This window comes from Micromonospora sp. NPDC005305, assembly GCF_040607315.1.
Taxonomy (GTDB): Bacteria; Actinomycetota; Actinomycetes; order Mycobacteriales; family Micromonosporaceae; genus Micromonospora.
The window spans coordinates 68,801-83,034 of the sequence record NZ_JBEXGL010000013.1 but is presented as its reverse complement, the minus strand read 5'-3'; the positions used below and the strand labels follow the sequence as shown (position 1 = coordinate 83,034).

General features: G+C 75.1%; 13 protein-coding genes and 1 pseudogene. 7 read left to right on the top strand and 7 right to left on the bottom strand.

Translation table 11 applies throughout. The features are described 5' to 3' along the window. Positions 1 to 23 precede the first annotated feature (23 nt). Positions 24 to 164: a hypothetical protein gene (locus ABZS80_RS22005; RefSeq protein WP_355058499.1), complete on the top strand. Its 141-nt coding sequence runs from the start codon at positions 24 to 26 to the stop codon at positions 162 to 164. 50 nt (positions 165 to 214) lie between these two features. Here ABZS80_RS22005 and ABZS80_RS22000 read toward each other — a convergent pair whose 3' ends face one another. After that, complete coding sequence (locus ABZS80_RS22000) at positions 215 to 1,750, bottom strand: M1 family metallopeptidase (RefSeq protein ID WP_355058497.1); 1,536 nt, start codon at positions 1,748 to 1,750, stop codon at positions 215 to 217. Positions 1,751 to 1,952: 202 nt separating this feature from the next. On the opposite strand from ABZS80_RS22000, the gene ABZS80_RS21995 reads away from it, so the two are divergent. Beyond that, the gene (locus tag ABZS80_RS21995) at positions 1,953 to 2,738 is read left to right on the top strand and encodes an SGNH/GDSL hydrolase family protein (RefSeq protein WP_355058495.1); all 786 of its coding nucleotides are present in this window, start codon (positions 1,953 to 1,955) and stop codon (positions 2,736 to 2,738) included. Between the two features lie 87 nt (positions 2,739 to 2,825). Here ABZS80_RS21995 and ABZS80_RS21990 read toward each other — a convergent pair whose 3' ends face one another. Further along, entirely contained in the window at positions 2,826 to 4,286 is a 1,461-nt protein-coding gene (locus ABZS80_RS21990; protein WP_355058493.1) for an MFS transporter, read from the bottom strand. 280 nt (positions 4,287 to 4,566) lie between these two features. Here ABZS80_RS21990 and ABZS80_RS21985 point away from each other — a divergent pair, with 280 nt between their 5' ends. Further along, on the top strand, positions 4,567 to 5,148 hold the full coding sequence (locus ABZS80_RS21985) for a TetR/AcrR family transcriptional regulator (RefSeq protein WP_355058491.1): 582 nt from the start codon (positions 4,567 to 4,569) through the stop codon (positions 5,146 to 5,148). A 422-nt stretch (positions 5,149 to 5,570) separates the two neighbouring features. Here ABZS80_RS21985 and ABZS80_RS21980 read toward each other — a convergent pair whose 3' ends face one another. The 4 genes from ABZS80_RS21980 to ABZS80_RS21965 all read right to left on the bottom strand — a co-directional run bounded on the left by ABZS80_RS21980 (position 5,571) and on the right by ABZS80_RS21965 (position 9,234). Continuing rightward, positions 5,571 to 5,837 (bottom strand): hypothetical protein, encoded by a 267-nt coding sequence (locus tag ABZS80_RS21980; protein ID WP_355058489.1) that lies wholly within the window; start codon positions 5,835 to 5,837, stop codon positions 5,571 to 5,573. A gap of 189 nt (positions 5,838 to 6,026) precedes the next feature. After that, entirely contained in the window at positions 6,027 to 6,422 is a 396-nt protein-coding gene (locus ABZS80_RS21975; protein ID WP_355058487.1) for a hypothetical protein, read from the bottom strand. 225 nt (positions 6,423 to 6,647) lie between these two features. After that, positions 6,648 to 6,944 carry a hypothetical protein gene (locus ABZS80_RS21970; RefSeq protein WP_355058485.1) on the bottom strand — a complete coding sequence of 99 codons (297 nt, stop codon included), beginning with the start codon at positions 6,942 to 6,944 and terminating at the stop codon, positions 6,648 to 6,650. A 1,018-nt stretch (positions 6,945 to 7,962) separates the two neighbouring features. Next, positions 7,963 to 9,234 (bottom strand): alkaline phosphatase PhoX, encoded by a 1,272-nt coding sequence (locus ABZS80_RS21965; RefSeq protein WP_355058599.1) that lies wholly within the window; start codon positions 9,232 to 9,234, stop codon positions 7,963 to 7,965. Positions 9,235 to 9,576: 342 nt separating this feature from the next. Between ABZS80_RS21965 and ABZS80_RS21960 the strand changes: the two are divergent. Next, positions 9,577 to 12,242, top strand: a pseudogene (locus ABZS80_RS21960) (FtsK/SpoIIIE domain-containing protein); the annotation flags it as partial. Beyond that, a complete protein-coding gene (locus ABZS80_RS21955) occupies positions 12,219 to 13,163 on the top strand; it encodes a hypothetical protein (protein ID WP_355058597.1) in 945 nt (314 codons plus the stop codon). The pseudogene ABZS80_RS21960 and the gene ABZS80_RS21955, both read left to right, overlap by 24 nt. On the opposite strand, the gene ABZS80_RS21950 is transcribed toward ABZS80_RS21955, so the two are convergent. Then, complete coding sequence (locus tag ABZS80_RS21950; protein WP_355058483.1) at positions 13,164 to 13,451, bottom strand: hypothetical protein; 288 nt, start codon at positions 13,449 to 13,451, stop codon at positions 13,164 to 13,166. A gap of 230 nt (positions 13,452 to 13,681) precedes the next feature. Between ABZS80_RS21950 and ABZS80_RS21945 the strand changes: the two genes are divergently transcribed. Together ABZS80_RS21945 and ABZS80_RS21940 are read left to right on the top strand one after the other, a co-directional pair. Further along, entirely contained in the window at positions 13,682 to 13,927 is a 246-nt protein-coding gene (locus tag ABZS80_RS21945) for a winged helix-turn-helix domain-containing protein (protein ID WP_189195191.1), read from the top strand. 34 nt (positions 13,928 to 13,961) lie between these two features. Further along, positions 13,962 to 14,225: a DUF6244 family protein gene (locus ABZS80_RS21940; RefSeq protein ID WP_091267883.1), complete on the top strand. Its 264-nt coding sequence runs from the start codon at positions 13,962 to 13,964 to the stop codon at positions 14,223 to 14,225. Positions 14,226 to 14,234 lie beyond the last annotated feature (9 nt).

Genomic DNA, 14,234 nt, shown 5'->3' with positions numbered 1-14,234 from the left:
CGCTCGCACTGATCTGCGGGCCGGTGCGGGACATCCCCTGGTTCTGGACGCTTGTCGACCTCTCCTTCGCGATCGGCGCGTTCCCGCCGCTCTGGTTCGCGTACCGGCACATCCGGGCCGTGGAGGCGGCGGCACCGACCACGGTCAGTCCCGTGCCGGCCTGACCCGGCCGGGGCCCGCTCCTGGAGGTGGAGCGGGCCCCAGCCGGTGCCGGTCAGTGCTTGAGCAGCCGGTGGGCCTCCTGGATCTTCGTCCAAGACTTCGGCTGGGCCGGGGCGAGCGCCCGGCGCGCGGCGGTGGCGAGCTCGGGGCGCCCGGCGGTGAACAGCCAGGTCGTGAAGACCGCGTCGAGGTCCCGGCCGGAGATCCGCTCGGCGAGCGCCTGGAACTGGGCGATCGTGCCGTTGCGGTAGCGGTGGGCGGCGGTCCAGGCCGGCAGGATCCGGAAGAACGCCTCGTCGCCGACGGCCAGGCGGAGCTGGTGCAGCGCCATGGCGCCCCGGTCGTAGACGGCGTCGTCGAAGATGTCGCCGGCCCCCGGGTCACCGGGGAGCACCTGCCAGAACTCCGAGTCGGCCGGGTAGCTGGCGTAGGTGAAGTCGAACAGCTCCTGGGCGGTGCCCTCGCCCTGCTCCTCCGACCAGAGCCACTCGGCGTACGAGGCGAAGCCCTCGTTCAGCCAGATGTTGCGCCAGTCGGCGACCGAGACCGAGTCGCCGAACCACTGGTGGGCGTTCTCGTGCACCACCACGGACGTGTTGGCGCCGCGCCGCCAGAAGCTGGGGCCGTAGACGGGGCGGCTCTGGGTCTCCAGGGCGAAGCCGATGCCGTCGATCGGGCCGGCCACGCCGCCCTGCGCCTCGAACGGGTACGGCCCGAACACGCCGCTCTCCCAGTCGACGATCTCGGCGGTGCGTTCGATGCTGGCCCGGGCGGCCGGCCCGAGGTCGCCCAGCGTGGTGCTGTACGCGTTGGACACCGGCTGCCCGTTCGGCGCGGTGTCCGTGACGATGTCGTACTGCCCGATGGCGAGGAACGCCTGGTAGGTGGCGCCCGGCTTCACGCTGCGCCAGCTCCACCGGGTGCGGTTGCCGGCCTCGGGCAGCGGGGCGCGCGGCTGCACCCCGTTGCTGACCACCTCGAGGCCGGTGGGCACCGAGACGGAGATGTCCCAGGTGGCCTTGTCCTTCGGGTGGTCGTTGCTCGGGAACCACCACCAGGCCGACTCGGGCTCGTTGACGGCGAGGGCGCCGTCGGCGACCCGGGTCCAGCCCGTGTAGCCCTGGACCAGCGTCTCGGACGGGATGCCGGCGTATTTCACCACGACGGTGAGCTGCTGTCCCTTGAGGATCGACCGGGGCGCGGTGACCGCCAGCTCGTGGACGCCCTCCCGGGCGAAGGCTGCCGACCAGCCGTTGACCCGGACCGACTCGACGCCGAGGAGGAAGTCGAGGTTGAAGCGGGACAGGTTCTGGGTGGCGGTGGCCAGGATCGTCGTGGTGCCGCTGAGCCGGTCGGTGGCCGGTTCGTAGCGCAGTCGGATGTCGTAGTGGCCGACGTCGTAGCCGCCGTTGCCGTAGTCGGGGAAGTAGCTGTCGCCCAGCCCGGGGCTGCCCGGGGTCGGGACGGCCGTCGCGGGCTTCGGCCGGCCCCAGCCCGGTAGGGCGGCCTGGCCGGGGGTGCCGGTCACGACGGTGCCGGCGGTGGTGACGGTCAGGGCGGCGATGGCCGCCGTGAGAGCGCGTCGCACGAGGTGGGCTCCCTCCATCGGGGTGTACGCACCCCCAAACCTAATCGACGGCGATGAACGCGTCTGCCCCGGAAGGCGGGCGAGCGCTATTCAATTTATGGCAATGTTTCGATACCATTACCGACTAGTAACAAGCACCGACTCCCCTGGCCACGCGCGCGGTCAACGGGCTCCACCACCCCTGTCCCGTGGAGGTCCTGTCATGTCCCGTCGCGTCCGCACCGCCCTGGCCGCACTTCTCGCGACCGTCCTCGGCGCCGTGCTCGTCCCCGGCGTCGCCCGGGCGGCCACCGTCAACTACGTCGCCCTCGGCGACTCCTACTCCTCCGGCGTCGGGGCCGGCCCGTACGACCTCTCGACCTGCCTGCGCAGCCAGAAGTCGTACGCCCCGCTCTGGGCCGCCGCGCACGGGGTCACCAGCTTCCGGTTCCCGGCCTGCGGCGGCGCGGTCACGGCCGACGTCATCGGCAGCCAGGTGAACTCGCTGAGCACCGGCACCACCCTGGTCACCGTGACCATCGGGGGCAACGACGCCGGCTTCGCCGACGTCATCACGAGCTGCCGCTTCGGCAGCACGTCGAGCTGCGAGAACGCCGTCAACGACAGCCGCGCCTTCGCCACCACCACGCTGCCCGGCCGGCTCGACAACACCTACGCCGCCATCCGGAACCGGGCGCCCAACGCCCGGCTCGTGGTGCTCGGCTACCCGCGGCTGTTCGAGACCGGCTACTGCGGCCTGCTGGCCATGAGCACCTACAAGCGGACGATCCTCAACAACGCCGCCGACCTGCTCGCCACGGTGATCGCCGACCGGGCCCGGGCGGCCGGGGCCACCTTCGTTGACGCCCGGCCGTTCTTCGCCGGCCACGGCGTCTGCGCGGCCGACCCGTGGATCAACGATGTGAGCGGGCTCATCGAGGCGTACCACCCGGACGCCGACGGCTACCGGTACGGCTACCTGGCCGCACTGACCGCCGCCATCGGCTGATCCGACGCGACGGCGGCCGGCGGCCCGTACCCGGACCGCCGGCCGCCTGCCGGAACCCGGACGCGGTGGTCGCGGGCTCCGGCCCGATCAGCGCGCCGGCACCAGGTCGCCGGTCAGCTCCGGCTCGGTGCTCCGCGCCGGCGGCCGGCCGTGCCGTGCCCGCGCCGCCCGGCCGCCGGAGGGGACCGCCAGGGCGGCCAGCGCGGCGGCGAGGGAGATGCCGGTCAGCAGTAGGAAGCCCATGGTGAAGCCGGCCTCCCGCGGCAGCCCGCTCGCCTGCGGGTGGGCGGTGATGACGCTGCTGGCCACCGCGGCGCCGATCGCGCCGCCGATGGTGCGGATGTTGGCGTTCATGCCGGTCGCCACGCCGGTCTGGCGGGCCGGCACGCTGGCCACGATGAGGTTGGCCATCGAGGCGAAGGCCAGGCCGATGCCGAGCCCCACCAGGCCGCCGGCCACGCCGATCTCCCAGCGGGTGTCGTGCGCGACGGTCAGCATCGCCGCGGCGAGCACGTTGAACACGGCGCCCGTGGTCAGCTGCGCCTTGGCGGTGAACCGGGCCGCCAGCCGGCCGGCGACGAGCCCGGCCACGAACATGCCGACCAGCATGGGCAGCATGAGCAGCCCGGCCTGGGTGATGCTCGCGCCGAAGCCGTACCCGGCGCTGCGGGGGATCTGCACGAACTGCGGCAGGAAGGCGTAGACGGCGAACATCGAGGCGCCGTAGAGCAGGGCGACCAGGTTGGTCGTCCAGACCGCGGGCAGGCGCATCATCCGCATGTCGATGAGCGGGTTCGCCGAGCGGGTCTCGACCGCCAGCCAGCCGACCAGGAGCACACCGGCGAGCGCCAGCAGGCCGATCACCCGGCCGGACGTCCAGCCCCAGGCGGCGCCCTTGCTCACGGGGAGCAGCAGCGCGACGAGCCAGCCGGAGAGGAGCAGGGTGCCCGGCCAGCTGACCCGGCCGGGGGTGCGCACCGGCGACTCGGGCACGAACCGGTGCGCCGCGAGCGCGGTGAGGCCGACGACCACCATGGGGATCCAGAACAGCCAGCGGTAGCCCAGGGTGGCGACGATGGGCCCGGCCAGCACGACGCCGAGGCCGCCGCCGGCGGCGACGATCGCCGAGATCGCCGCGACGGCCGAGCTGACCCGGGCGGTGGGGAACTCGTCGCGGATGATCCCGAAGGAGAGCGGGAAGACCGCGCCACCGATGCCCTGGACAACCCGGGCGAGGATGAGCATGCCGATGTTGGGGGCGACGGCCGCCAGCAGGCAGCCCAGGGCGAGCGCGGCGAGGGAGACGACCAGGGTCCGCTCCTTGCCGACCATGTCGCCGACCCGGCCGAGGACCGGGGTGAAGATCGACGCGGACAGCAGGTAGGCGGTCAGCACCCAGGTCACGGTGTTCTGCGAGGTGTGCAGGTCGTGCTGGATGGTGGGCAGCACCGGGGTGATCAGCGACTGGAGCATCGCGAAGAAGCCGGCGCCGGCGGCGAGGACGAGGAAGGTCAACCGGCGCGAGTCGCGCCGGACGGTGTCGATCACGGAAAAGGGCTCCCGTTCGCAGGACGTGGGAAAGGTGTTCCGAGGGCGGCTCGCGCGAGGTGGCGACGGTGGCGGGCCCACGAGGTTTCTCAGCGGATTGCGGGCATGGTGGGACCTCCCGGGTCCGATGTCTGGTTCGCCGACCGTGGTGGGTGGGATCGGCGGGGAAAGCCGGAGTACGCTATCCGGAGGCAAGGCTCCGGTCAGTTCCGGAGGGGTGCCTCCACTAACGTAGCGGAGGGGTGCCTCCGTTTGCAAGGGGAGAGGGGTGACGCCCGTCATGGCCAGCGCTGACCAGCTGGGCGAGGTCTTCGCCCGGCGCCCGAAGCGGGCCGACGCCCGTCGCAACTACGACGCGCTGATCGCCGCCGCCCAGGAGGTGTTCGGGGAGTCCGGCGCCGGCGCGTCCCTGGAGGAGATCGCCCGGCGGGCCGGGGTCGGCATCGGCACGCTCTACCGGAACTTCCCGAAGCGACTCGACCTGTTCGAGGCCGTCTACGTCGAGGAGGTGCGCGCCCTCAGCGCGTCCGCCGCCGACCTGGCGGACCGCCCCCCGTGGGACGCCCTGGTCGCCTGGCTGCACCGGTTCGTCGCCTACGTCGGCACCAAGCGGGCCCTCGCCGAGGAGCTGGTGCACGACTCCGCGGTCTTCCGCAGCTGCCGCACGGAGATCTACGCCGCCGGTGAGCCGTTGCTGCGCCGCGCCCAGGAGGCCGGGGTGGCCCGACCGGACGCCACCTTCGACGACGTGGTGCGGCTGGTCAGCGGGATCATGGCGTACCAGTTCCCCGAGCCGGCCCAGCGCGACCGCGTGCTCGCCATCGCCCTGGACGGCCTGCGCCACCCCGCCGCCCCTCGCTGACCCGGACGATCCACGAGGGACGCACGGGTTCCCCCGCGTTGCGCCGGGTGTCGACAATGGTGCGACACCCGTCGTGGCCCGGAGGTGACGATGCGCGAACCGGCGACCCGGCCCCGGCCCGCCCGGGAGAAGCTCCCCGCGGGCGGCCTCGAACTGCTCTCCCTGCTGGCGCGGCTGCTCCGGCGACCCCGCCGCGGTGACCGCCGGCTGCCCCTGCTCTGGCTGGTCCGACCCGCGGAGGACGGCGTCGTGGGCGCCCTGCTGCGCCGCTTCGTCGGCCAGGGCAACCGGCGCCGCGTGCCGCACGCCGTGCTGGACCTGGCCGCCGGACCGGGGCCCGACGACGTCGCGGGAGTGCTGCGCGAGCTGCACCGGCAGCTCTCCGTGGAGGCGTTCGGGGCGGCCCGGCTGCGGTTCCGGCACTACCCGCTGGCCGACTGGCTCATGCACCAGACCCTGGCCGTCGGCGTGGACGCCGCGGACAGCGGCCGGGCCGCGCTGGTCCACCGGCTGCGCGACTGGCGGGGCCGGCGGGGCGGCGACGACCCGCAGGTGGGCGGCGGTTCGGCCGTCGGCACCGCGCTCCAGGTGCTGCTCTGGCTGCTGCGCCGGGCGATGCCCAGCGTGCTCTTCCGGATCGCCGTCTCCGGCCGGGTGCCGGTGTTCGGGCGGCAGTACCGCTGGTTCATGCGGCAGCAGTATCTGGCGCCCCGGCAGTCCGTGACGTTCCTCGGCTTCGCCGAGCGGCTCACCGCCGGCTGGCGCGACGGCGAACAGCCGGCCCAGGTGGAGAAGCTGCTGCTGCACGCCTTCCTGGAGGACCTGCGGCAGGCGTACCGGAGGCGGTTCTGGCGGCCGGGGGACTGGCGGCGGACGGCCTACCCGGTCCTGTTGCTCGACGGGGTGAGCCCGGACAATGTCGGGCACACCCTGGTCCGGCTGCTCGACGAGGTGCGCAACGAGACCGGCCGCAACGACCCGTTGCTGGTGGTGGCGGCCGCCGCCGGCCCGCCCCCGGAGCGGGCCGCGACCCGGCCGGTGGTCCAGGCCGAGGAGGCGTACGAGGAGTGGGCCGAGGCGCTGCCGGAGATCCGGCGGCTGCGCCGCGCCGGCGCCTGGCTCGTGGTGCTGCGGATCGACGGCGAGGACGTCGGCGGCCCGGCGGGCGTGGCCCCGCCCGGGCTGGTCGCGCCGGAACCGCCCTGGTGGTCGCGGCGGTTCCTGCCGGCCGCCGTGGTCCTCGTGCTGCTGGCCGGGGTGGCCGTGTGGGCCAACGGTCGGTGGGCGCCGGACTGCCGCCCCTGGCCGACCGACCGGGTGAGCGTGCGGCTCGTCGGCGGCGAGTGCGTCGGCTACAGCGACACCGCCGGCCAGGTCTTCAACAGCGAGCCCGGGCAGGACCGGCTCCGCGCGGTGCAGCGGCGGATCTTCGCGCAGAACCGGGCCGCCGAGGAGGTGTGGCGGCGCAGCGACCACCGCCGGCCCTACCTGACCCTGGTCTACCTGGGCAGCCTCACCGGCAACCGGACCCGGGCCGACGAGGAGTCGTACGTCTCCGAGCGCGAGGAGCTGGAGGGCATGGCGACCGCCCAGTACGCGCTGCTCAAGGAGTCGGCGGCGGCGGACGACGCCGCGCTGCTGCACATCGTGGTGGCCAACGCCGGCCGGCAGATGCGGCACGCCGGGGACGCGGTCCGGCTGCTGGAGGGGCTGGCCCGCGACGACCCCACGGTCCTCGGCGTGGTCGGGCTGGTGGACAGCCGCACCAGCACGGCGTCGGCCCTGCGGGAACTCAACCGGGTCGGCCTGCCGGTGCTCGCGCCCACCCTGTCGGCCGACAAGATGGACGCCAACTCCAGCCTCTACCTGGCCATGTCGGCGCCCAACCGGGAGCAGGCCCGGATGATCGAGACGTACGCCCGGCAGGTGCTGCGGGTCGGTGAGGCGCACGTCTACTGGACCACCGGCGAGGGCAGCTCGCTGGACGAGGACCTCTACGTCGCCACCCTCGTCGACGGGCTGCGGGAGCGGTTCGGCACCCGACTCACCCGGCTGGACGAGTGGCGCAGCGGGCGGCGGATGACCGAGGAGTGCGGCTACCAGGGGATGCTCTTCTTCGCCGGGCGCTGGTCGGAGTTCGACGGGTTCCTGCGGGCGCTCAAGGAGTGTGGCGGCGACCCGCCCCGCCACCTGGTCGCCGACGACTCGGTGAACCGCTACATGGCCAACCCGGGGCTGCGGGCCAGCGCCCCGGGCAACCTGCCGGTCACGTACGTGTCGAAGGCCGCCCTGGCCACCTGTGCCGCGCTGCGGGCCGCGCAGGCCCGGCGCGACGACGCCCGGGGCAGCTTCCTCACCTGGATCGGCGCGGAGGACCTGCTCGACCCGCCGCGCTGCCGCGACGGCGCCAACGCGCCCGTCGGCGAGCGGGTCAGCCTCGCCTACGACGCCTCCATGATGGTGGTGCGCGCGCTGGAGAGCCTCGCGGCCCGGCTGCGGCACGCCGACACCGGCCGGCGCTGGGACCCCCGGGCGGTCAACCCGGTGGGGGTGCACGCCGAGGTGCTGCGGCAGAACGCCGCCGGCGGCTACCCGGGGGTGGGCGGCCTCATCCGGTACGCCCCGGACTCCGGCGAGCCGGTCGCCAACTGGCGCTGCTCACCGTGGCCCGGGTGCCCGACGTGGCCGCCCCGCCGGTCGAGGTGTTCGCCTGCGGGGTGGCCGACGGCGGCCCCGACCCGGGCTGCCGCCCCGCCTGACGCCGCGACGGCCGGCGGCCCCGTCGAGGAGCGCCGCCGGCCGTCACCGTCGGAGTCAGTGCCCGGCGTGGTCCGCGTTGCTCGGCCGGCCCCACGGGCCGGTGATGGCGAAGACGTAGCCGGGGGACTGGATGTTGGCGAACAGGATCTTCCCGTCCGGGCTGAACGTCGGGCCGGTGAACTCGCTGTCGTTGAGCTCGTTGCGCGCCAGCGGGTACGCCTTGCCCTGCTCGGTCACCCCGACCAGGTGCGACACGCCCTCGCCGTCCTCGGCCAGGATCACCCCGCCGTACGGGGAGACGGTGATGTTGTCCGGCCCGTCGAAGTTGCCGTGGTCGGCCTCCGGGTCGGTGTTCACCCCGAAGATGGTCTTCAGCGTCACCGTCTCGGAGCGCGGGTCGTAGAACCAGACCTGGCCGTCGTGCTCGTTGACGCTGCCGTCGTCGTGCCGGGCGAAGCTGGCCACGAAGTACGCGCCGCCGTCGGCCCACCAGGCGCCCTCCAGCTTGCGGCTGCGGGTCACCTCGGCGTCGGTGAACTGCTTGCGCACCGAGACGGTCCGGGCGTCCCGGTCCGGCACGTCCACCCACCGCACCTTGTAGCGGGTGCCCGGCGTGGTGGCCTCCGACAGGTCGGCCACGTGCTGGCTGCCCCGCGAGCAGCTCATCGCCGCAAGGCGGCCGGCGGTGTCCCCGTCCGGGCGCTGGGCGAGCGCCCGCAGCGCGCCCTTGCCGGCCCGGAAGCCGGCCGGCGGGGTCCAGCGGAAGTAGAGGCCGTTGGGCCCGCCCGCGTCCTCGGTCAGGTAGATGGCGTGGGTGTAGGGGTCCACCGCCACGGCCTCGTGCGAGTAGCGGCCGAGGAACTTCAACGCCACCGGGTTCTGGTTGGCGGCCCGGTCGTGCGGGTCGACCTCGAACACGTACCCGTGGTCCTTCAGGTACTGCCCGCCGGCCCGCTGCTCGGTCTCCTCGCAGGTCAGCCAGGTGCCCCACGGGGTGATGCCGCCGGCGCAGTTGTTGTGGGTGCCGGCGACGCTGACGTACTCACGCAGCCGCCGGCCGTGCTTGTCCACCTCGATGGTGGTGGTGCCGCCGCGGGCGCCCGGGTCGTAGGTCAGCCCGGCCAGCGCCGGCACCGGGTAGGGCTCGTCGCCGCCGATCTCGTGGTTGTTCACCAGCACCGAGCCCTTCGGGCCGCGGAAGCAGCCGGTGCCGTCCGCGTCGCTCGGGGTGGCCTGCCCGGACTCCAGCAGGGTCGCGCCCGCCTGGGCGACGATGGTGTACGAGAAGCCCGGGGGCAGGGCCAGCAGGCCGGCCGGGTCCGGCACGAGGTCGCCGTAGCCGGTCGCCGGGCGGCACGCGGCCCGGGCCGCCGCCGGGCCGGCGATGGCGTCCAGGCTGCCGGCCACCACGATGCCGAGACCGGCGGCCGCGCCACCGTGCAGCACGGCCCGGCGGGAGATGGGGGAGGAGGTCACGTCGTCGCCTTCCTGTTCACAGCGTTGCTTCGGGACAGAGGCAAGTCGGGCCGGTGGAACGGCGTCCGGCGGGAAGCGCCACCGGGGGGTGAACAGTGGCCCAACGTCGGGTGCGCGCCGCGTACTGTGCCCGGCCGCCGCGCGTCCGTTAGGGTTCCCTTCGGTTGGTACGGCGGCGTCGGAGGGCGGACGGTGGGCAGGCTCGCGACGGCGTACCGGCAGGCGGTCGCCCTGCACCGGCAGGCCCTGCGCCGCTGGGAAGCCGCCCGGCGGGCGTTGGCCGCCGCCGGCCCGGCGCCCGTCGGCAGCCCCGAGCTGGTCGCCCGGCTGGCCCGGCTCGGCGGTGAGCTGGCCGGCCCCGTGCCCGGCACCGCCCGCGCCGCCACCCACCCCGTTCCGGTACGCCTCGGCGAGGCGACCACCGTGGACGGCGGCTTCCCCGTGCTCGTGCCGCTGGGCGCGGGCGCCCACCTCGCGGTCGACACCGACGCCCGCGACCCCCGGGTGGGCGAGCTGCTGCGGGCCCTGGTGGTGCGGCTGCTCACCGCCGCGCCCGCCGGCACGGTCCGGGTGGCCGGCATCGACCCGGCCGCGTTCGGCGCCGCCTTCCTGCCGCTGCGCCCGCTGCTCGACGCCGGCGCGCTCGGCCCGGCCGCCACCACCGCGGCGGAGACGACCGCCCTGCTGGACGCGGCGGAACGGCACGCCCGGACCGCCCAGCGGGCCGCGCCCGAGGACCGGGACCTGCTGCTGGTCGTCGCCGCGTCCGCCCCGCCGCCGCGCGAGCTGGCCCGGCTCGCCGCGCTCACCCACGCCGGGCCCGCCGCGGCGGTCTGCGTGCTGCTGGCCGGCCACCCGGCGGCCGGGCCGGGCGAGACCCCGCCGCTCGGCGCCACCACCCACCTCCGGCTCAACGAGCGGTACGCCCTGGTCGGCGACCCGCCCGGCCGGCCGTTCAGCGCCGACGGCAGCGGCCTGGCCGCCCCGGTCCTGCTCGACGGGGACCCGTCCCACGCGACCGTGACCGCGCTGGCCCGGCGGCTCGGCGAGGCCGTCCGGCGGGCCACCACGGTCACCTTCGCCGACCTGCTGCCGGCCCGGCGCTGGGCCGAGTCGTCCGCCACCGGGCTGCGCACCGTGCTCGGCCGCGCCCGCGAGCCGGTCACCGTGGCCTTCGACGACGCCACCCCGCACTGGCTGGTGGGCGGGCGCACCGGCGCCGGCAAGACCGTGTTCCTGCTCGACGTGCTCTACGGGCTGGCCGCCCGCTACTCCCCGGCCGAACTCCAGCTCTTCCTGCTCGACTTCAAGGAGGGCGTCAGCTTCACCGAGTTCGTGCCCACCGAGCGGGACCCGTCCTGGCTGCCGCACGCCCGCGCGGTCGGCATCGAGTCCGACCGCGAGTACGGCGTGGCCGTGCTGCGCGAGCTGCGCGCCGAGCTGACCCGCCGGGCCGACCTGCTCAAGCGGCACGGCGTCAGCAAGCTCGCCGACCTTCCGCCGAACGCCCGGCCGCCCCGGATCGTCACCGTGGTCGACGAGTTCCAGGTGCTGTTCGCCGGCAACGACCCGCTCGCCCGGCAGGTCGTCGACCTCATCGAGGAACTGGCCCGCAAGGGCCGCTCGTACGGCCTGCACCTGGTGCTGGCCAGCCAGAGCACCACCGGCATCGAGGCCCTCTACGGTCGGGCCGAGGCCATCTTCGGCCAGTTCCCGCTGCGGGTGGCGCTGCCCGGCGGGGGCGGCGTGCTCGACCCGCTCAACGACGCCGCGAAGACGCTCACCCTGGGCACGGCCGTGGTCAACACCGCCGGCGGCACGGCCGGCGCGGACACCGACGTCCACTTCCCCGACGCGCACGCCGCCGCGGCCGACCTCAGCGCCCTGCGCCACGAGCTGTTCGCGGCCCGGCCCGCCGGCGCCCGCCCACCTGCCGTCTTCCGCGGCTACGAGACCCCCCGGCTCGCCGACGACCGCACCTGGGCCGGCCTGGCCCCCGGTGCCGAGCCGCCGCTCGCCCTCGTCGGCCGCACCGTCGACGTGGCCGGCAGCTCGGCCGGGTTCCGTCTCGACGCCAGCCCCGGCCGGCACCTGGCCGTGGTGGGCACGGCCACGACCGGCACGGACGTGCTCCGGTCGGCCGCCCTCAGCCTCGCCCGCCAGCACGCCCCCGGCACGGCCCGCTTCCTGTTCGTCCCCTTGGCCCCCGGGACGACCGGCGCCGCCGACGACCTGGCCATGACCCTGGCCGCCGCCCGCCACCCGGTCCGCCGCCTCGACGCCGCCCAGTTGCGCACTCACCTCGCCGAGCTGGCCGGCCCGCCCGTCGTGCCTGCCGCGCCCGCCGTGCCTGCCGTGCCTGCCGTGCCGGCCGCGCCCGCCGTGCCGGCTGTGCCTGCCGGTCCGGGAGGCGCCGCCCCGGGGACTGGACCGGCCGGGCAGCCAGCGTCCGGGCCGGCGAACGTCGCCCGGACCTACCTGGTGGTGTTCGGGATGGACGCCGCCGCCGGTGCGCTCGCCGCGGCCGACCCGGAGACGTTCCGCTCCGGCCACGACGACCTGCGGGCGGTGCTGCGCCAGGGGCCCGCACACGGGGTGCACCTGCTCGGCTGGTGGCGCGGCCTGCGCCGGCTCGCGGAGGACCTCGGCGGCAGCCAGAACCGGGACGACGTCGCCTGCCTCGTCGCGCTGAACGTGCCCGCCGCCGACCTCGGGCTGCACCTGGGCGTGCACGACCTCGGCTACGCCCCGCGCGACGGCCGGGCCCTGCTCGTCGACCGGCACGAGCACCGCACCGCCCTGGTCGTGCCCTTCGTCGCCGACGGGGACGAGTCGTGAACGGGTTCGACGAGTACGCGGCCCTGCTCCGCGAACTCTCCACCCGCCAGCGGGGCGGCGAGCGGGCGGTCGCCGCCGAGGCCGAACGCCGGCGCGCCCTCCAGTCCACCGTCGACCAGCTCGGCCGCCGGCTCGCCGCCCAGGGCCAGCGCCTCGACCAGCTCGGCCAGGCCATCAACCTGCCGATGCGGTCGGTCCCGGCCGAAGCCCCGGAGGCGGCGCCGGTCCCGGCCGGGGCCCCGCGAAGGGCGGGATCCGCGGGACCTGCCGGGCCTGCTGGGGGAGAACCCGCAGCTGGCTCGGGACCGGCTGGGCCTCCGGCGGGATCGGTCGTCCCTGGGTCGGGGCCGGCGGGGCCTGCTGCCGGATCGGTCGCGCCCGCGGTCGGGCCGCCGGCGCCCTCGGCGGCCGGCGCGGAGGCGCCCGGGACCGGGGACGGGGTGACCGGCGGCGCAGCCGCCGCGCCGGGGCCGCCGGGGGTCGGGGCGTATCCCGAGGGAACGCTGCCCGGTCCGCGCGCGGGCGACCCGGCGACGGAGCTGGCCGCGGCCGCGCAGCTGGCCGACGAGGCCGACCGGCACGGGCAGCAGGCCGAGGCCCTGGCGCGGCGGCCCGTGCTGCTGCCCACCTGGTCGGCGCCGGCCCGGGCGGTCGCCGTCTACGCGGCCTGCGCGCTGGCCGGCTCCCTGCTCATGCTGGTGGCGCTGATCGGCTCGCCGCTGCCGGCCACCGGGCTCGACCTGGTGGCCGCCGTCTCGTGCGCCGGCGTCCCGCTGCTGTCCTTCCTGGCCGGACACCTGGTGCTCGGACGCTGGGGCCGCCCGGTGATCGGCGGCGACACCCCGCCGGGCCGGTACGTGCCGGTCGGCTTCGTGATCTGCGCGCTGGTCGCCCCGTCGCTGTTCTGCCTCTACCTCGTGGTGTTCCGGCTGTTGAGCTGATCAGGAGGCGGCGCGGACGCTCGCGTGGCGGACCAGTTGGGCGAAGCGCACCTCCGGGCACGGGTACTCCTCGCCGCAGCCGCAGAGCCAGCGGGTCACCTTCCGGGGCGGATGCGCGAAGAGCACGTCGTCGGCGTCCTCCAGATCCTGCCGCGACACGAAGGACTGCCGGCCTTCGCGGCTGGCCGGGCCGGCGGGTGGAACGCCATGGAGGTCATTCGGGTCGTGTGACCTCCATGGCGTTCCACCGAGCACCGGCGGATCTTCGGCGTGGGGGACGTCGTCCATGGTGGTCTCCTTGCCGGGTCGGGGAGGGGGCAGGCCGGCGGGTGCCTACCGGGACGCCAACGGCACGCCCGGCCGTCCAGGGGGACCGGCCGACCGGGCGCTCTGCGCGGTGGGACGACCAGCTCGGGTTTGCAGACCTGGGAGCCGGTCAAGGGGAGCGTATATAACAGGTCATGTATGCGCAAGCACCCTCCGCACATTGCTTGCTATAACAAGTTGAGCGTGATCGAATGGCGGTGCAGACCTGGGAGACACCAATGCCCGCCAAAGCCAAGTGGGCGCAGATCGCCGACGGCATCCGCGCGCAGATCGAGTCCGGCGACCTCGCGCCGGGCGACAAGTTGCCGTCCACATCCGAACTCTGCCGCCAGCACGGTGTCTCGGCAATCGTCGTACGGCAGGCGATCAACGCACTCAAGATCGAGGGCCTGGTAGAGGGTGTGGGCGGCGTAGGCGTTTTCGTGGCGGAGCGCTGACCGTCAATCGGTCCCGGCGATGTGGGGAGGGCTCGTGAGCGCGGCGGACATCATCGCGAGGCTGGCGGCGGCGGCCCAGAAGCTCGACGAGGCGAAGGCCAGGACGGCCGCTGCGGCGCAGGACGCGGCCGAGGCCAGGGCTCTGGTGGCGGGGGCCCTGGAGGGCGTGGCGGCCGGGCCGTTGCTCAACATGATCGACGCCTACCGGCAGGCGCTCACCCAGGCGGCGCAGGGCGGTGAGCCGGCCCGCCAGCACGTCCAGGAGACGATCGCGAAGGTCCAGGCGCTGGGGAGCTGAGCCCGGCTC

Bases quoted from the DNA above. Each gene is read 5' to 3' on its own strand.
- ABZS80_RS21995 (WP_355058495.1), top strand. From the start codon at position 1,953: ATGTCCCGTCGCGTCCGCACCGCCCTGGCCGCACTTCTCGCGACCGTC.
- ABZS80_RS21985 (WP_355058491.1), top strand. From the start codon at position 4,567: ATGGCCAGCGCTGACCAGCTGGGCGAGGTCTTCGCCCGGCGCCCGAAG.
- ABZS80_RS21950 (WP_355058483.1), bottom strand. From the start codon at position 13,451: ATGGACGACGTCCCCCACGCCGAAGATCCGCCGGTGCTCGGTGGAACG.
- ABZS80_RS21980 (WP_355058489.1), bottom strand. From the start codon at position 5,837: ATGAACCAGCGGTACTGCCGCCCGAACACCGGCACCCGGCCGGAGACG.
- ABZS80_RS21945 (WP_189195191.1), top strand. From the start codon at position 13,682: ATGGCGGTGCAGACCTGGGAGACACCAATGCCCGCCAAAGCCAAGTGG.